The sequence below is a fragment of the Microbispora catharanthi genome (assembly GCF_006334915.2).
Taxonomy (GTDB): Bacteria; Actinomycetota; Actinomycetes; order Streptosporangiales; family Streptosporangiaceae; genus Microbispora; species Microbispora catharanthi.
In genome coordinates this window covers 79,310-97,075 of sequence record NZ_VDMA02000006.1, presented here as the reverse complement: position 1 = coordinate 97,075, position 17,766 = coordinate 79,310, and the positions used below count along the sequence as shown (strand labels likewise).

The following is a 17,766-nucleotide window of genomic DNA, read 5'->3' as shown; positions in this document are numbered from 1 at the left end:
TCATGTTCACCCCGGGGCAGGTGCCGGGGCGAGGAGGAGCATGGACGCCTTCGTCAACTGGGCGCGCAACCAGTCGATCACCCCCGCGGAGGTCCGCGCCCCCGCGTCGGCGGCCGAGGTCGCCGACGCCGTACGGGACGCCGCGAAGACGGGCCGGCGGGTGCGCATGACCGGCACGGGGCACTCGTTCACCGGGGTCGCGCTCACCGACGGCATCCTGCTGCGCCCCGGCGCGCTGACCGGTGTCCTCGACGCGGGCGACGGGTGGGTCAAGGTCGCCGCGGGCACCCCGCTCCACGCGCTCAACGAGGAACTCCACCGGCGTGGGATGGCGCTGGCCAACATGGGCGACATCACGGCCCAGACCGCCGCCGGGGCGATCCAGACCGGGACCCACGGCACCGGCAGGCACGTCGGCGGTCTCGCCGACCAGGTCGTCGAGCTGGAGATGGTGCTCGCCGACGGCTCCGTGACGACCGTGCGCGAGGGCGACCTGTTCGACGCGGCCCGGGTGGGCCTCGGCGCGCTCGGCATCCTGACCGCCGTCACGTTCCGGGTCGAACCCGCGTTCCTGCTGCGCAACCGTCGCGAGCCGATGGCGTTCAGCCGGATCCTCGACGCGCTGGACGACCTGACGGAGGCCGACGACCACCTCGACTTCTTCTGGCTCCCGCACACCGACACCTGCCTGGTCAAGCGCAACAACCGCCACCCAGGCCCCGCCCGGCCGCCGGCCGCCTTCAAGCGCTGGCTCGACAACGTCTTCCTGGAGAACACGCTGTTCGGCGCGGCCTGCGCTCTCGGGGCCCGCCTCCCCGGCGCGGTGCCCGCGATCAACGGGATCTCCGCGCGCATGCTCGGCTCGTCGGAGTGCGTCGACACCTCTTACAAGATCTTCACCTCGGTGCGCGAGGTCCGCTTCCTGGAGATGGAGTACGCCGTCCCGCGCCACCACCTCGCCCAGGCCCTGCGGGAGACGCGGGACCTCGTGGAGCGGTCGGGCTGGCCGATCACCTTCCCGGTCGAGGTGCGGGTCACGCCGCCCTCGGACGCCTGGCTGTCCACCGCGTACGGCAGGCCCTCGGCGTACGTCGCCTGCCACGTCTACCGCCAGGCGCCCAACCCCGCGTACTTCGAGGGCGTGGAGGAAATCATGGCCAGGTTGGGGGGCCGGCCCCACTGGGGCAAGCTGCACACCCGCGACGCGGACTACCTGCGTGGCGTGTATCCGAGGTTCGGCGACTTCCTCGCGCTGCGCCGCGAGATGGACCCGAACGGGCTGTTCTCCAACGATTACCTCGACCGGGTGCTCGGCGCGTCGCGGGAAGGCTGACCCCATGGCCGCGTAAAGTCCCTCTCCACGGTCCGGCGTCTTCCGCGTGTCGCGTTGCCCGCGCCGGCCCTCGGGCAGGCACATTGCGGAGCACGGGCACACCAGAGCCCGGCGCGCCACTCGAACCCGAGGGAGCAAGCAGGAATGAGACCCTCCCGCAGGTCCGGCCGCACGGCGTACGGCACGGTCACGCCGCCGTGCGCCGCGCCCGCGCCGTACGGACGGGCGGTGGGCGCGCACCACCTGAGGAGACACGACCCTCGCTCTCGCCTTCTGGGCCGGATCGACGGCGCGGCCGCCGCCTATGGGCTGCCGCTCCCGGACGACCGACAGGTTGCGGAAAGGTGAACGCGAAAAATGTGACCGGGGTCACAACATCTGCCTCGCCCCCTGGCGAGGCGATGTTCGGACATGCCGGGTACGGTGCTGGAAGGCAACCGGCTCACGCGAGAGACTCAAGGGTCCGGGGGAAGACAGAGCACGACGACGAAGGGACTCGCATGCAGGAGCTCCGTCTCGTCGCGGTAAGTGAAGACGGAACGTACCTCGTCCTGGCGACCGCCGGGCGGGGCACGCGCTTCACGCTGCCCGTCGACGACCGGCTCCGCGCTGCGGTTCGCGGCAACTTCTCCCGTCTCGGCCAGTACGAGATCGAAGTGGAGAGCCCGTTGCGTCCCAAGGAGATCCAGGCGCGCATCCGTGCCGGGGAGACGGCCGAGGAGATCGCGGCCACCGCCGGCATTCCGGTGGAGAGAGTCCGCTGGTTCGAGGGACCGGTTCTCCAGGAGCGCGAGTACATGGCCCAGCAGGCCCAGCGCGTCTCGGTCCGGATGCCGGGCGAGACGACCCCCGGGCCCACGCTCGGCGAGCTGGTCGCCGAGCGGCTGACCCGGCGCGGCGTGCCCGCCGACGAGATCGACTGGGACTCCGCCAAGCGCGACGACAACCTGTGGCGGGTGCGGCTCGGCTTCGTCTGGAACGGTCACACCCGCCACGCCGAGTGGCTCTTCGACCCGCGCCGCCGCCACATCACCCCGAACGACGACGAGGCCATGCGCCTGTCGGCGGCCGAGTACGTCGAGCCCGAGCGGGACGACGCAACCGTGCGTCCCTTCGTGCCCCGCCTCGCGTCCAAGCTCGCCCCGGTGCCGCCGCTGCCCGAGGAGACCTCTCCCCGTCGCGACGAGCCGGGTCTCAGCGTGCCCGCCGTACGCTCCGAGCCCGCCGCGCTCCCCGAGCCCGTGGCGCCGCCGCGGCTGAGCCCGCCGCTGCGCGCGGAGACCGGCCGGCCCGAGCGGCCCGAGCCGTACGCGGACGAGCCGGCGGCCTACCGGCCCGAGCTGACCCCGGTGCCCTTCCGGCTGCCGCAGTCGCTCATCGCCACCCCCGACCCCGTGCTCCCGCCGCCCGCCGCCGAACCCAGGGTGGAGCCCACACCGCAGACCGGATCCGCAGCGCAGGCCGCTCCTCCGCGTACGCCCGCCGACCCCGACCCGGCCACCGGCGGCGTTCCGTACGCTCCGGGCCCGGACGCCGCCGGAGACGGCGCGGTCCGCGTGGACGGTCAGGACGCCGCGGGACCGCAGGCCGCGTCCCAGCCGCCCGCGTATGCCGTCGCACCCGCGCCCGTGGCGGACGCCGCCGCATCGGTCCCTGTGACCGGCGGGGACAGTGCCGTCGGCGAGACCGCGGTCACCGGACCGGCGTCCCGCCCGCAGGAGCCCGTCGTCCCGAACGTGGCGCCCGACGCCTCCACCGGCGTGACGTCATCCGGTGGAGCGGCGGACACACAGGAGGCCGTGCGTCCGGCGACGCCCACGGAGCGGGCGGCCGCCGAGGACTCCACGACCACCACGACCACCCCGGATTCCACTGCGGACTCCGCGGCGCACTCCACTCCGCACTCCACTCCGGACTCCGGGACGACAGGCTCCGGGGCGACGGACGTCGTGGCCGCGGCGGCGTCCTCTCAGGACGCCGAGGGCGGCGCCTCCGGCCCCGAGAGCGCGGAGGCCGCCGTGGAGACCACCGCAGCCGCTGAGGCCGCGAGTCCGGCCGAGCGATCGGCCGAGGCGCCCGCGTCGCAGCCGGCCCCCGAGGCGGCCACGGGCACGGCAGCGGACACGAACACGGCCGCGGACACGAACACGGCGGCGGACACGGCCGCGGGCGGCGCGACGGCCGAGGCGTCGCCGACGGCCGCTGTTCCCATTGCCGTCCCCGCGCCCGCTCCACCGGCGGAGTCCGCGGAGGAACCCGCTGCGGGTACCACGGCGGACGCCACGGCGGTGAGCGTGCCCGCGCCGAGCGCGCCCCCAGAGAGCACCGCGGCACCCACCTCAGCACCCACCCCGGCACCCACCTCAGTGCCCACCCCGAAGCCCACCGCGGCGCCTGCCGCTCCAGCCGCACAGGCGACTCCTGCCGCTCCAGCGGCACAGGCCACCACGCCCGCGGCTCCGGCGGCAGAGACCACCACGCCTGCCGCTCCGGCGGCACAGGCCACGCCAGAGGCTCCGGCGGCACAGGCCACGCCGCCCGCGCAGCCCGCGGCCGAGGCCGCACCCGCGCCGCAGGCACCGGCGCGGCAGGAACCCGCGGCCCAGGCGCCCGCTGCCGCCCCGGCGCCCCGGACGGGGGACGCCGGGAAGAGCCAGCACCCGGGCGGCGGGTCCAAGGACGGGGCGAAGGAGGCGCAGAAGGAGGCTCCGAAGGACGCCAAGCCCGAGACGCCCGCCCCGCCGGTGCCGAAGCCGGCTCCCCCGCGGCCCCGCAAGTCGCGCGGACGCCGGGCGTCGGTGCCGACCTGGGACGAGATCATGTTCGGCGCGCGCAAGCAGGACTGACCGCGCAGGACCCGGCGTCTTCCGGCGCCGGGAGCGGAGCCGTCCACGGCGTCGGAGCCGTCCACTGCGTCGGCGTCGTCACGAACGGCGAGAGAAGGCCGGTCGGCGAGTTCGCGAACTCGCCGACCGGCCTTCCGCCGTCTGTCCGGGCCGTGCCCGCGAACTCCCCGTCGCCTCAGGACGCGTCCCGGGACGCTCGATTCGCGGCGTGACCAGACGCGCTTCTCCCGGCATCCCACGCGAGCAGGGTCATATGAGACCGTACGGAACAGTTCCGCACGATCATGAACCTTGTCCTCGATCCCGTAGATCAAGGATCTTCCGTGATGCACCCCTCTCCCGGCACCCGGCCGGGGCTCGGGGCCTTCCCCACGGAGGTTCTCCTTGCATCGACGATCACGGTGGGAACGCGTACGCGTGATCGCGGCGGCCGCTGTCGTGACCGCCGGCACGCTGGTCGCGCTCCCCCAGGCAGCGCACGCGGCGGTCACGGGGCCACCGCCGCAGGCGTCCGCCTTCGATCACGTGCTCTACTGGAACAGCGTCTTCCTCGACACCATCCGCACCCTCCCCCGCGACGGCGTCGACCCGCAGTACAGCCACGACGGGGACCCGACCCGGCTCGCGCGGGCCGGCGCCATGCTGCACATCGCCCTCCACGACGCGAACTGGCCGGCCGCGCCGGTCACGTACCTGCCGAAGATCACGCAGCAGAACCCGAACGACTCGATAGAGGCCACGATGGACGCGGCGGCGCACCGCGTGCTCGAACACCTCTATCCGTACATCGACTTCGACGCCAACCTGGCCTACGCGCTCGCGCAGATCCCCTCGTCGGTGCCGTCCTCCTACGTCCAGGGCGGCCGGGCCGACGGCGAGAGGATCGGCGACCTGATGATCGCCGAAAGGTCGGGGGACGGGCCGGCGTTCGACCTCTCGTACACGGAGGGCACGGTCCCCGGCGCGTGGCGGCAGACGGGCTCCGGACCGGCGGTGGCGCCGAACTGGTGGAAGCTCAAGCCGTTCGCCATGACGTCCCCCACGCAGTTCCGGCCGCCGCCGCCCGGCGGCTTCACCTCCTACGACCAGCTCGTACGCAGCTCCCAGTACGCACAGCAGGTCAACGAGGTCAAGGCGTACGGCGGGGCGAAGAACCCCACCTCGCGGTCCGCCGACCAGACTCAGGCGGCGTTCTTCTGGGCCAACGACGGCAAGGGCACCTACCGGCCGGTGGGGCAGCTGTTCGCCATCACCCAGACGGTCGCCAGGCAGAAGGGGCTGAGGCAGAACGAGACGGCCGAGCTGTTCAACCTCGTGTCCATGGCACTGGCCGACGCGTCGATCGTCGCCTGGGGAGCGAAGTTCGACTCGCCGATCGACCTGTGGCGGCCGGAGAGCGCGATCAAGCTGGCCGACACGAGCCTCAACGCCGCCATCACACCCGATCCCTCCTGGGAGCCGCTGTCGATGAACGCCGCCGGACAGCACTTCTCGCCGCCCTTCCCCGCGTACACATCGGGGCACGCCACGTTCGCGGGGGCGTGGGCGGGCGTGATGCAGAGGTGGTTCGGGCACGACCTGACCTTCACCGCGCCCACCGACGATCCGAACGCCAACCCGAAGACCAGGACCTTCACGAGTTTCGAGCAGGCCGCAGAGGAGGACGCCCTCAGCCGGCTCTGGCTCGGCGTCCACTACCGCTGGGACGCAGACCGCGGCCTCGACGCGGGATTCAACCTGGGTGACTTCGTCTACGTGACCAAGCGCGACCAGGGATAGGAACACGAGCACGACCTCCAGGCCCTCCGGGCGGCGCAATCCGCTGACCCGGGGGGCTGCCTCGCGTCGACGATCTTTGTTAGTGTTTCGCCCGGATCGACGCCGAAGCGTGGCTTGGGAGGATCGTCGTGTCAGGGCCGTTCAGCGTGCCTCCCCAGCCCGACGGCGTGACCACCGCGGCCGAATTCGTCGCCGCGCTGGGCCGTCTCCGCCAGTGGTCCGGGCTGACCTACCGGCAGCTCACGGCCGCCGCGAAGGCGTCGGGAGACGTGCTGCCCACCAGCACGATCGCGGGGGCCCTCGGGCGCACGACCCTTCCCAGGGAGGAGTTCGTGGCGGCCTTCGTACGAGCCTGCGGGCTCGGCGAGGCCGAGACGGCGCGCTGGGTGGCGCACAGGAAACGGCTGGCCGCCGGCATGACGCCTCCGGCCGATCCCCACGACGCGGCCGCCGGTCCGGACCGACCGCCCGGACCGCCGGAGCAGCCCGGCCCGGATGGCCGGCCCGATCAGGCCGATCGCCTCGAGCCCGGCGGTCTCGACGGGCGCGAACAGGTCGATCCCGCGGATCCCGCCGTGCCGGGCGACCCGGCAGGACCGGGCGGAGACGCCGTACGGCCGAAGACCCGGGCGCTGCGGCGGTTCGTCGTGGCCGGGGCCGGCGTCCTGGTCCTGCTCCTCGCCACGGGCGTGGTCCTGGCGCAACTGCCTGTCTCCTGGGCCGGCGGCGACGCACGGCCCTCGACCACCCCCGCCGCCGCGACGTCCGGAAGCGGCCGCACCCCGCCCTCCGCCTCCCCCGCCCCGACGGCGGGAAGCGGCCGCACCCTGCCCGACGGGTGGTATCACGTCGTCCCGTCGCACGTCGCCGATCGCGACCTGTGCGTCGGGGAGGGACGCGAGCGCAACAGGCGGACCGACCGGCCACTGGCCGTGCAGCGGCCCTGCCGGGGTGTCGTCCCCGACACTTACATGCAGTCGGTCGGCGGCGGCGCCTACGAGATCCGGTGGCACCATCCCAAGGAGGGCGTCGGCTGCCTCACGGTCGACGAGGCGCTGAGCGGCCCGGGCGCGCTGGTCGCTCCCGAGAACTGCTCCGGGGCGGCGCACCAGCGGTTCCTGCTGCAGCCCGCGGGGGCGGGGTTCGCCCTGCGTCCCCTGCACAGCGGAATGTGCCTGGGAGCGCTGTACGGCGAGCCCGACGTGGCCCCCGGCGCCGAGCTCGCCCAGGAGTCCTGCACCGGACGGCGCGACCAGGTGTTCCTCTTCCGCCCCGTGCCCGTCCCGGCCTGGACGCGCGCCCACCGCACCCGCCCGGCCCACGCCTGATTACCGGTCGGCGGTCCCCGGCACCCCCGCCGGTACGGGCGTCCCCGCCGCGGCTTCCACGAGTCGCGGTGCAGGTCGGCTCACGTATCCCGGCCAGGCCGACGGCACCGTGATGTCACCGTCGTGCGCCCGTCGCCCTCGTCCTCCTGCCCGCGCATGACCCTTCGTCCGGGTTCCGCGCCGTACGGCGGGTGAGGCGCGCCCACACCTCCTATGATCGTCAACGCATGGATTCATCACCCGAAGCACCGATCGCGCGAAAGGCGACGAATGACGGAGACAGGACGCGTTCCGAAGGGTGTTGATCCGAAAGTCCCGAGCGTGGCGCGCATCTACGACTACTTCCTCGGCGGCAAGGACAACTTCGCCTCCGACCGCGAGGCCGCCGACCAGGTCATCCGGCTCGGGCGCGAGCAGGGGTACGACATCCCCGCGCTGGCCCGCGCCAACCGCGCCTTCCTGGTGCGGGTGGTCAGGGAACTGGCCGAGGCCGGCGTGCGTCAGTTCCTCGACATCGGGACCGGGCTGCCCACGCAGCAGAACGTACACCAGGTCGCCGCGATGTTCGGTCCCGGTTCCCGCACCGTCTACGTGGACAACGATCCGACGGTTCTCGTGCACGCACGCGCCATCCTCGCCGACACACCCGACACCGTCGTGGTGGAGGGGGATCTGCAGCGGCCCGGCGACATCCTCGCCGACGAGCGGATCCGCGCGCATCTGGACCTCAACCGGCCGGTGGCGATCCTCGCGCTGGCGGTCCTGCACTTCTTCACCGACGACGCGGAGGTGAGCCGGATCGTCTCGAATCTGCAGGACGGGCTGCCCTCCGGCGGCTACCTCGCCATCTCCCACACTTTTGTCCGGCGCTCCGAGCAGAACAAGGTGGAGCAGGCGCAGTCGGTCTACGGCAAGACCTCCGCCGGGGGCTTCGTGCACCGTGGCCCCGAGCAACTCGCCGCCATGCTGGACGGCATGGAGGTTCTGGAGCCCGGCGTCGTGCCCGTCGAGCTCTGGCGTCCCCGCCACGACCAGTACCCGGGCGACCCAAGCAACAGCGGTTACATCGGAGTCTTGGCCCGCCGCCCCTGAGGCCTCGCCGACTCTCCGGCGGGTTCGACAGTCGAGAACCTCGTGATGACCGGCCGCCTGCTGGGCCTGACGAGGCCGGACGCACGGCGCCGGGCCGACGGCCTGCTCGACCGCTTCCAGCTCACCGGCGCGGGCGGGCGGCCAAGACCTACTCGGGCGGCATGCGCCGCCGGCTCGACCTCGCCGCGAGCCTCGTGGGCCGCCCCAGGTGCTGTTCCTGGACGAGCCCACGACCGGCCTCGACCCGCGCAGCCGCACCGAGTTGTGGGGCGTCGTCCGCGGCCTCCAGGACGAGGGCGTGACCGTACTGCTCACCACGCAGTACCTGGAGGAGGCCGACCAGCTCGCGGACGACATCGTGGTGTTCGACCACGGGAAGGTGATCGCGAGCCCGCCGGACGGCACCTCGCGCTGACCGGGCACCGTGCCGGGGCCGCGGCGTGAGGCCGCGACGGGGGTCACAGGACGCACGAAGCGACGAGGAGAGAAGATGACCAGTTCGCGCAGCCCGGCCTGGTCGCGCAGAACGTGCTGTTCGCGAGCATGACCGCGGCCGTCGGATTGAACGTCGACATCGCAACCGCGTCTGAAAGGCCCCCGCTGGATGGGGTGCCTGGATGAACCCCTCCAGGCCGGTGACGCGTCCCTTAGGTATGAAGGGATCGCGTTTGACCGTCATCGCGGTGCTTGCGTCGTTGTGCGCCTGCGGCCAGTCCGGTGCTGGTCCGGTAACCACTGTGGCCGGGACCGAGACGATCGTGTTGCAGCGGGCCGATCAGCCCAAAGCACATCGACCCACCCTGGAGCGGCTCAAGCGAGAGGCGGCGGCGTCGGGCCGGCCCCTGGAGGAGGTCGTCAAGCGGTACGCGACCCGGATGGCTGCTACCTCGTCGCCCAAGCCGACGGACTTCGAGGGATACGACCCTGCGGTGACCGACCCGGACGTGGCGATCGACGGCATTCCCTACGCCGAGCTGGTCGACCTCGGGACCATCGCCAAATCGGAGGGCATCTCCTACGAGGAGGCCATCGACCGCTTCGGCTCACAGTCGTCCAACAGCCGGGTGATCGACAAACTCAATGCGGAGTTCCCCGACGAGATCTCCGGCGTCAGATACGTCGACGACCAGCGGGGACTGCGCGTCGGCTTCAAGGGCCCCATCCCGACTCGCGCGATCGAGCTGGCCAGGACCCTCCCGATGGAGGTCACCCTGATCGGCGGCAAGGGATTCTCGGCCGCGGACCTCCGGCGGGCCCAGGACACGGTCGTCTCCTGGCTCCGATCCCGTCCTGAGGTGGCCACGATGACGGCGCACCCAGATGACGAGACCGGCCAAGTCAAGGTCACAGTTCAGCCGAAGGTGATGCCGGACGATGCGGAGGAGTTCACGCGTGGGCTTCAGCTCCCGCAGCTGAACAATCCGCACATCACCGTCGAGGTCACACTCTCCGCCGAATCGATCGCCGTTCGCCCGCAGTGAGCGCCACCCCCCACCGGTCTCCGACCGTCCTGAACTCGTCGAGCGCGAGCACCAGGTCGGCCTCGCCCTCCTCGGAACGGCCCGCGTTGCAGCACAGGTGGGCGCGGAAGATACGGGCGGAGGCGGCCACCCAGCCGTCCGGATGTCCGAGCAGCGGCTCCAGCTGGAACTCCGCCTCCTCCTGCAGGCCGGAGAACATCGACATGACCGGCACCGCGATCGCCACGAGGGGGTGCTGGGCGGCCTCCAGCGTGGCCCCGCCCGCGAACACCGCCAGCCGCGCCGCGAGCGCGCGCTCGCCGGCGTCGAGCAGGTCCCAGCTCCACTCCACGACCGCGCGGAGCGTCTGGTGGCGGGACATCGCCGTACGGCGGCCGCCCGCTCGGCGAACAACCGCACGGCGGGACCGGCACCGTGCGGCCCGACCGGCCACAGCCGCTCTCCGGTGATGCCGAGCGGTCTCTGCTGGTGGCGAGGATGCGCAGGCCGGGGCACTCGGCGAGGAGCCGGTCGGCGAGCACGGCGGCCGGCTCGACCACGTGCTCGCAGTTGTCCAGCATGATCAGCGTGTCGCGCGCCGCCAGAGCGGAGACGAGCCGGGTCACCTGGTCGGACTCCCCACCCGGCGCGGACGGCATGGCGGGCACCGCGCGCACGGGCACCAGGCCGGTGTCGCGCAGGCCGAGCGCGGTCAGGGCGGCCCGCGGCACCTCCGCCGCGTCCCCGACGGGCGCGAACTCGACCAGCCAGACGCCGTCGGGCACGCGCGCGGCGATCGCCTCGGCCGACTCCACCGCGAGTCTCGTCTTGCCCGCACCCCCCGGGCCGAGCAGTGTGACCAGGCGGTCGGCGGCGAGGAGCCCGCCGATCCTGCCGACGTCGTCGTCCCGGCCGACGAAGCTGGTCAGCCGGGCCCTCAGGTCGCCCCGGCGCGGAGCGCGCGGCGGCGGCCGGTCCATCCGGGCGAGCGCCTGCTCCTTCCGGGCGAGCGCCTGCTCGCTCCGGGCAGGCCCGGTGGGCGTCACCGCCGGTGGCGGCCGGGTTCCCTCCTCGGAGAGCTCGCCCCTCAGCATCGCGAGACGGAGTTCGGCCAGCGCGGGCGAGGGGTCGGCCCCGAGCCGGTCGGCGAACACGGACCGGGCCTCCTCGTAGGCGGCCAGCGCCTCGGCCCGGCGGCCCGCCACGTAGAGAGCGCGCATGAGCTGCCCGTGCGGCCGTTCCCGCAGCGGATGGGCGGTGACGAGCAGCCGCGGCTCCGAGATCGGATCGGCGTGCCGGCCCAGGGCCAGCTCCGCCTCGATCCTGTCCTCCGCGGCCGCGATCCTGAGCTCCTCCAGCCGGGCCACCTCGACCTCGGCGTTCGGCAGGTCGGTCAGCGGAGCGCCGCGCTGTGTCAGCAGAGCCCGCAGCCGCTGCCCGCCGACCTCGACCGGCCGCCCGTCGCGCCGGACGTCGAGGGGGCCCAGAACGGCGAAGCTCGTGCCCGCTCCCGGCGTGTCCCCCTGCATGCCTCGATTGTGGCGGATAAGGGCGCCCGGGGCCTCACACCCCCACATACCGGTTCTCCGCACGTACCGATCGATTCGGGAGAACACGGAGGTCAACGGCTCACGCGGGCCCGGTCATCGGTACGGATCACCGCGATCCGGTCGGGGCACCTGTCCAATCCGCGTAGCATCATCGGGCATGGGGTCGCCGAGAAAATCAGCGGTCACGCGAGCCGCCGTCACGGTGACGGCGCTCACGCTGGCCGCGACGGGCTGCGGAATCCTGGGCGGGGGATCGCCGAGGAACCTCGACGTCATCAGCGTGTCGAGCCCGCAGTTCCGCGACGGCGCCCCCCTGCCGGACGACTACTCCTGTAAGGGGGGGCAGGGCAACCCGCCTCTCCGCTGGTCGGGCACGTCGGGCGCCAAGTCGGTGGCCCTCGTGGTCGACGACAACAATCCCCGCAGCGGCCCGGAGGTGCACTGGGTGGTGTTCGACATCGACCCCGCGACGACCGAGCTGGGCATGGACGACGTCCCCCGGGGCGCCCGGCAGGGCATGACGTCGAGCGGGAAGGTGGGCTATGCGCCCCCATGTCAGGCCGACGGCAGCTACCGTTTCACTGTCTACGCGCTGAACACGAAGCTCGACCTGAAGCAGGGCGCCGACCTCGCGGAGACCCTGGAGGGCATCGCGAGTCACACCATCGCCCGTGGGCGCCTCACGGCGAACACGATCGAGTGACATGCTGGGCACCGGAGGTAGTCGTGCTACACCAATCTTCACCTAGGGTGTGACAACGGTCATTGTGGTCGAGCAGAATCGGATCCAATTGCTGAGCGCAGGTGATCAAAGGGGGCAGGTCGCGTCGATGGCCGCGCGACCTCACCGGCGCCGCAGAAAGGCCATGGCCTTGAGGGTGGTGCTATGACTGCGGTCATTGTGGGTCTTGTCGCCGTCGTGCTTCTCGTGCTGCTGGTCGTGGCGCTGGGCATGCGGTCGATGAACCGCAGGGAGAGCGCTCTCTCCGCTGAGCGCATCAAGGCGATGGCCGAGAACAAGGGCCCCAAGCCCCGGCGGCCCGCCGAGGAGACGTTCTTCGAGAGCTTCCCCAAGGGGTTCGACGCCTTCGAGGAGCCGGAGAAGCAGCGTCCGGCGCCCCGCCCCGCCCCCCGCCCCGGCGGGCGGCAGGCGGCACGGCCCGCGCAGCGCGGCGGCAAACAGCCCGCCGCCGCCCGCGGCAAGCGCGGCGTGGACGAGTGGGGCGGGGCCGACGACTACGACGACGACTACTGGTCGCGCGTACGCGCCGACGACGGCGGCTTCGGGGGGACGATCGCCGCGAGGATGGCCACCCCCCGGCCGGTGGACGAGACCGCCGGCGCGGCGGCCCAGGCGGCCGACCCCGACGCCGCGACCGTGCAGGCTCCCCTGCCCGCCCGCCCGAGCCGCGCCCGGCGCGCCGACGCCGACGAGCCCGTGCTTCCCGCCGCCCCCGTCTCCGCCTCGGCTCTCGCCGACCAGAAGACCGTCACCTTCTCCGCGCCGACGCCCGACCTGCTCGACGTCCCCGCCGCTCCGGCCGGCTCCCCTTCGACCGGTCCCTTCGACGCGAGCCGCACGACCGGCCCGTTCGACTCCCCCGCGGTGAGCGGCGCCCCCGCGTCCCCGGCCGGCGACCCCTTCGCGGCCGCCGCCGGAGCCCAGTCGGGCGCGCCGGGCGCGTCCAACCGCAGGTCGAGCAGGTCCGGCCGCTCGTCGCGGGCCGCGGCCCGCCGCGCCGCCGCGGCGACCGCTGCGAGCGAGGCCGGGCAGGCCGGCGGCTCCTACGACGGCCAGCGCGCCACGGGCCCGTTCCCGTCGTCCGCGAGCACGGCCTCGTACGGGACGCAGCCGGGCGCCGACCCTCTGGGGATCGCGGCGAGCACCGGCCCGTTCGGGGCCCCCGCCTACGACACGCCCGCGGGCACCGGGCCGTTCGCCTCGCAGGGCGGCGCGGGCTCCCCCGACGGACGCTACGACACGGCGCCGTCCTCCCCCATCCCGGCCACCGGGTCCTTCGCCGCCGGCGCGTACGATCCGGCCCGCACGAGCGGCGCGTTCGAGGCCGCGGCGCCCACCGCCTCGCCGGCCGACTCCCTCGCCGACCCCGCGTCCCGCTCGACCGGCGGCTCCTTCGACGCGTGGGCGGCGAGCTACGACACGCCCCGATCCGACGCCTACGATCCGTCCCGCGCCGCGACGGGCCCGTTCCGCGCGGCCGACGCCTCGCCGTCGTACCCGCCCAACCCGGCGGGCGCCGGTGCGACGGGCTCCGGTGCGGCGGTGACCGGCCCTGACGCCGGCGGCGCCACCGACCCCGGCTGGCCGGTCGCGGGCAGCTACCCGCCGGCCCCCGCCTCCGCCCCCACGACGGGCTCCTCCTCCTGGTCGGGCGCCCGCGACGTGCTCGACGACCCGGAACCGCCGCACGGCGCGTCCTCCTGGCCCAACGCGGAGACCTACCAGACCCCGGCCTACGACGGCTACTCGTCCACCTACCCGGCGGAGGGCGGTTACCCGGCCGCCTCGGCGCCGTCACCCGCCGCGCCCTCCACCCCGTCGTACGAGGTGAGCACGGGCTGGGCGACGATCGACGCCTCGGACACGGTGACCGGCTCGGCCCCGGGAACCGCCTCGCCGTACGAGTCGGCGGGCTACGACGCGCCGTCGGGGCAGAGCCAGTACGGCTACGACCGGCAGCAACAGCAGGGATACGGCGGCGCCCAGCCGTCGTGGCCCGAGCAGGACGCCGGTGGAAGCTGGCCCTCCTACGACGAGGTCCACGGCGACACCCCCACCTCGGCGGGCGGGCGGCGGCGGGGCAGCCGCCACCGCGACCCGGAGAGCGACTATCCCGACTACTACCGGTGATTTTCCCGTTCCCTGCCTGGTGACGGCCTCCGCGGCTGACATATTGTCAGCCCATGACACTCAGTGACGACACGATCTCGCCACGTAACTGGAAGTCCGTGCTCCGGCACGATGCGCCGGCATCGCTGGTGGTCTTCCTGGTGGCGGTGCCGCTGTCGCTCGGCATCGCGGTCGCGTCCGGCGCACCGGTGGCGGCCGGGCTCGTCGCCGCCGTGGTCGGCGGCGTGGTGGCCGGCGCCCTCGGCGGGTCCGTCGTCCAGGTGAGCGGTCCGGCCGCGGGGTTGTCCCTGGTGGTCGCCGAGCTCGTCCACACCTACGGCTGGCGCGCCACGTGCGCCATCACCGTCATGGCCGGTCTGCTCCAGTTGGTCCTCGGCGGGCTCAAGGTGGCGCGGGCGGCGCTCGGGGTCTCCCCCGCGGTCGTCCACGGCATGCTCGCCGGGGTCGGCGTGGTGATCGCGCTGTCCCAGCTGCACATCGTGCTCGGCGGTTCGCCGCAGCGCTCCGCGCTGGAGAACGTCCTCGAACTCCCCGCCCAGATCCTCGACAACCACACGCACGCCGTCATGATCGGCGTGCTGACCATCGGGGTCCTGCTCGTATGGGGCCGGATCCCCCGGCTGCGCACCGTGCCCGCCCCGCTCGCCGCGCTGATGGTCGCCACGCTGACGGCCGCGGCGACGGGCTGGGACCTGACGAAGGTGGACCTGAAGGGCGGGTTCTCCTCGGTCCAGGGACCTCTGATGCCACAGGGCGACTGGCACGCGATCGCCGGGGCCGTCCTGCTCGTCGCCCTCCTCGCCGGAGTGGAGTCGCTGCTGACCTGCGTGGCGTCCAACCGCCTGCACGACGGCCCCCGCGCCGACCTCGACCGTGAACTGACCGCGCAGGGCGTGGCGAACGCGGTGTCCGGCGCGCTGGGCGGCCTTCCCGTGGCGGGCGTCGTCGTGCGCACGACCACCAACGCGCGGGCGGGCGCCCGCAGCCGCTGGTCCACGGTGCTCCACGGGGTGTGGGTGCTGCTGTTCACCACGGCCTTCGCCTGGATGATCGCGCTGATCCCCCTGGAGGCGCTCGCGGCGCTGCTGCTGTTCATCGGCGTGCAGATGGTCAACCTCGGGCACGTCCGCAACCTGCGCAGCCACCGCGAGATGCCGGTCTACTTCGTGACGATGGCCGGAGTCGTGCTGATCGGACTGGCCGAGGGCGTGGCGATCGGCCTCGGGCTGGCCGCCCTGCTCGCCCTGCGCCGCCTGGCCTGGGTCTCGGTCGACGTACGGCAGGCGGGCGAGCGGCGCTGGCGGGTCGTCGTCACCGGGTCGCTGACGTTCCTCGGCGTGCCCCGGCTGACCGAGGCGCTGCGCGGCATCCCCGCGGGGGCCGCAGTCGAGCTCGACCTGCACCTCGACTTCATGGACAACGCCGCCTTCGAGGCACTGCACGCCTGGCGGCTTGAGCACGAACGCACCGGCGGTGTCATCGACGTGGACGAGCCGCACGGCGAGTGGTACTCCGCCGCGATCAACGGCGTCCGCCTGTTCCCGGCCAGGATTCCCCCCCGGCACGACCGCTGGTGGCTGCCCTGGGCCTACCGGCGCCACTCCCGTCCCGTTCACGCCGGCACCGGGAACGCCGGGTCCTACGCGGTGATCGGCGCGGACGGCGGAAGCCACGACGACGTCCCCGTGCTCTGCGAGCCGCAGGGCGTGCCCGACCTGCTGGAGGGGACGCGGGAGTTCCAGCGCAGGACCGCGCCGATGGTCCGCCCGGTGCTCCACCGCATGGCCCGCAAGCAGTCGCCGTCGCACCTGTTCATCACCTGCGCGGACTCCCGCATCGTGCCGAACATCATCACCGCGAGCGGTCCCGGCGACCTGTTCACGCTGCGCAACATCGGCAATCTCGTGCCGCGCGCCGGCGCCGTCCCCGCCGACGACTCGGTAGCGGCCACGATCGAGTACGCCGTGAAGGTGCTCGACGTGCGCACGATCACGGTCTGCGGGCACTCGGGATGCGGCGCGATGGCCGCCCTGCTGGGCGAGGTGCCCGACCTGCCCGCGCTGCGCAACTGGCTGCGGCACGGGCGGCAGAGCCTGGCCAGGTTCGTGGCCGCCGAGCCGTGTGACGACGACACCGGGCCGCTCGACCGGCTCTGCCGGACCAACGTGATCCAGCAGCTCGACAATCTGCGCACCCACCCGTTCGTGGACACCCTCGTACGGGCAGGGCAGCTGGAGCTCACGGGCCTGTACTTCGACATCGGCGCGGCGCGGGTGCACCTGCTGGATCAGGAGCGCTTCACGCCGGTCCCCGAGCTGCGCACCGGCTGAGCGCCGCACGGCCGAGCCGAGGGGAACGGCCGTACGGCGGTGCGCCGGAGGGCGTCCCGGCGCCCGCCTTCCGCTGTCAGCGGATCGTGTCCGCCGACCGTGAAACGGGGCAGACGTGTGACGGGGGCGGGCCAAGGATGACCGTTATGAAGATTCTGGTCATCGGCGGTTCGGTGTTTCTCGGACGCGCCATAGTGGACGAGGCGCTGCGGCGCGGTCATGAGGTCACGACGTTCAACCGGGGCAGGAGCGGAACGGACCTGCCCGGCGTGGAGGCGGTGCGCGGCGATCGCGAGAGCACCGACGACCTGCGGCGGCTCGCCGACGGCAGGCAGTGGGACGCGGTGATCGACGTGTGCGGGTTCGTCCCCCGCGTCGTCCTGGAGTCGGCGCGCACGCTGTCGGGGCACGCTCCGCACTACACGTTCATCTCCAGCATCTCCGCCTATCGCGACTGGCCGGACAAGCCCGGCGTCGACGAGACCTTCCCCCTGTACGAGTGCCCGCCGGACGCGGACGCCGAGTTCGGCGACTACGGCGTGCTGAAGGCCGGTTGCGAGCGGGCGGTCGAGCAGCACTTCGACGGCGGCGCCCTGGTCATCCAGCCCGGCCTGATCCTCGGCCCGCACGAGAACGTGGGCCGGCTGCCCTGGTGGCTCACCCGCATCTCCAGGGGTGGGCGCGTGCTCGCCCCCGGCGACCCGGCGCGGCCGATCCAGCTCATCGACGCCCGCGACATCGCGGCGTTCACCCTCGACCAGGCGACCAAGGGCACGACCGGCCGCTACATGACGGGCGGGGTGCAGGGCAACGCCACCTTCGGCGGCTGGCTGAACGACTGCGTGGAGGTCACCGGCTCCGACGCGGAGTTCGTCTGGGCCGACGACGCGTTCCTGGTCGACCAGGGCGTGGAGCAGTGGACCGAGCTTCCCCTGTGGTCCGCCTCCGGGGAGAGCGAGGGCGTGTGGACGCACTCCTCGGCGAAGGCCATCGCCGCGGGTCTCACCTGCCGGCCGGTGCGGGAGACCGTCCGGGACACCTGGGAGTGGCTGAAGGACATCCCCGAGGAGCGGCGCAGCTTCGGCGGCCGGATGCACCACGGCATCGCCCCGGAGAAGGAGGCGGGCATCCTCGCCGCCTGGGACGCCCGCCCCTGACCGCGACCCGCGTGCCCGC

11 protein-coding genes and 1 pseudogene are annotated in these 17,766 nt (G+C 73.3%); 11 read left to right on the top strand and 1 reads right to left on the bottom strand.

All coding sequences use genetic code 11. The features are described 5' to 3' along the window. Positions 1-40 precede the first annotated feature (40 nt). The 7 genes and pseudogenes from FH610_RS13120 (at position 41) to FH610_RS13090 (ending at position 9,859) form a co-directional block, all read left to right on the top strand. Positions 41-1,333, top strand: coding sequence for a D-arabinono-1,4-lactone oxidase (locus tag FH610_RS13120; RefSeq protein WP_139574623.1), 1,293 nt, complete (start codon positions 41-43; stop codon positions 1,331-1,333). 500 nt (positions 1,334-1,833) lie between these two features. Next, positions 1,834-4,179, top strand: coding sequence for a septation protein SepH (gene sepH, locus FH610_RS44415; RefSeq protein ID WP_240808942.1), 2,346 nt, complete (start codon positions 1,834-1,836; stop codon positions 4,177-4,179). Between the two features lie 384 nt (positions 4,180-4,563). Then, positions 4,564-5,958, top strand: a complete 1,395-nt coding sequence (locus FH610_RS13110; protein WP_139574622.1) for a vanadium-dependent haloperoxidase — start codon at positions 4,564-4,566, stop codon at positions 5,956-5,958. Positions 5,959-6,086: 128 nt separating this feature from the next. Next, the gene (locus FH610_RS13105) at positions 6,087-7,286 is read left to right on the top strand and encodes an XRE family transcriptional regulator (protein WP_139574621.1); all 1,200 of its coding nucleotides are present in this window, start codon (positions 6,087-6,089) and stop codon (positions 7,284-7,286) included. Positions 7,287-7,499: 213 nt separating this feature from the next. Continuing rightward, positions 7,500-8,378, top strand: a complete 879-nt coding sequence (locus tag FH610_RS13100) for an SAM-dependent methyltransferase (RefSeq protein ID WP_338104541.1) — start codon at positions 7,500-7,502, stop codon at positions 8,376-8,378. A gap of 33 nt (positions 8,379-8,411) precedes the next feature. Further along, positions 8,412-8,766: pseudogene (locus FH610_RS13095) on the top strand (ATP-binding cassette domain-containing protein); the annotation flags it as partial. 349 nt (positions 8,767-9,115) lie between these two features. Beyond that, positions 9,116-9,859 (top strand): hypothetical protein, encoded by a 744-nt coding sequence (locus FH610_RS13090; protein ID WP_139574619.1) that lies wholly within the window; start codon positions 9,116-9,118, stop codon positions 9,857-9,859. Here the strand turns inward: FH610_RS13090 and FH610_RS13085 are convergent. After that, positions 9,778-11,367, bottom strand: a complete 1,590-nt coding sequence (locus FH610_RS13085) for a BTAD domain-containing putative transcriptional regulator (RefSeq protein WP_240808941.1) — start codon at positions 11,365-11,367, stop codon at positions 9,778-9,780. The two genes, FH610_RS13090 and FH610_RS13085, sit on opposite strands and share 82 nt — an antisense overlap. A gap of 178 nt (positions 11,368-11,545) precedes the next feature. Between FH610_RS13085 and FH610_RS13080 the strand changes: the two genes are divergently transcribed. The 4 genes from FH610_RS13080 to FH610_RS13065 all read left to right on the top strand — a co-directional run bounded on the left by FH610_RS13080 (position 11,546) and on the right by FH610_RS13065 (position 17,747). Further along, entirely contained in the window at positions 11,546-12,091 is a 546-nt protein-coding gene (locus FH610_RS13080; protein WP_139574618.1) for a YbhB/YbcL family Raf kinase inhibitor-like protein, read from the top strand. Positions 12,092-12,274: 183 nt separating this feature from the next. Then, positions 12,275-14,260, top strand: a complete 1,986-nt coding sequence (locus FH610_RS13075) for a hypothetical protein (protein WP_139574617.1) — start codon at positions 12,275-12,277, stop codon at positions 14,258-14,260. A gap of 53 nt (positions 14,261-14,313) precedes the next feature. Next, positions 14,314-16,590 (top strand): SulP family inorganic anion transporter, encoded by a 2,277-nt coding sequence (locus FH610_RS13070; RefSeq protein WP_139574616.1) that lies wholly within the window; start codon positions 14,314-14,316, stop codon positions 16,588-16,590. A 146-nt stretch (positions 16,591-16,736) separates the two neighbouring features. After that, on the top strand, positions 16,737-17,747 hold the full coding sequence (locus FH610_RS13065) for an NAD-dependent epimerase/dehydratase family protein (RefSeq protein ID WP_139574615.1): 1,011 nt from the start codon (positions 16,737-16,739) through the stop codon (positions 17,745-17,747). Positions 17,748-17,766: the final 19 nt, after the last annotated feature.

Excerpts from the sequence above, each read along its gene's own strand:
- FH610_RS13080 (WP_139574618.1), top strand. The coding sequence starts at position 11,546 with ATGGGGTCGCCGAGAAAATCAGCGGTCACGCGAGCCGCCGTCACGGTG.
- FH610_RS13070 (WP_139574616.1), top strand. The coding sequence starts at position 14,314 with ATGACACTCAGTGACGACACGATCTCGCCACGTAACTGGAAGTCCGTG.
- FH610_RS13100 (WP_338104541.1), top strand. The coding sequence starts at position 7,500 with ATGATCGTCAACGCATGGATTCATCACCCGAAGCACCGATCGCGCGAA.
- FH610_RS13075 (WP_139574617.1), top strand. The coding sequence starts at position 12,275 with ATGACTGCGGTCATTGTGGGTCTTGTCGCCGTCGTGCTTCTCGTGCTG.
- FH610_RS13120 (WP_139574623.1), top strand. The coding sequence starts at position 41 with ATGGACGCCTTCGTCAACTGGGCGCGCAACCAGTCGATCACCCCCGCG.
- FH610_RS13065 (WP_139574615.1), top strand. The coding sequence starts at position 16,737 with ATGAAGATTCTGGTCATCGGCGGTTCGGTGTTTCTCGGACGCGCCATA.
- sepH (WP_240808942.1), top strand. The coding sequence starts at position 1,834 with ATGCAGGAGCTCCGTCTCGTCGCGGTAAGTGAAGACGGAACGTACCTC.
- FH610_RS13085 (WP_240808941.1), bottom strand. The coding sequence starts at position 11,367 with ATGCAGGGGGACACGCCGGGAGCGGGCACGAGCTTCGCCGTTCTGGGC.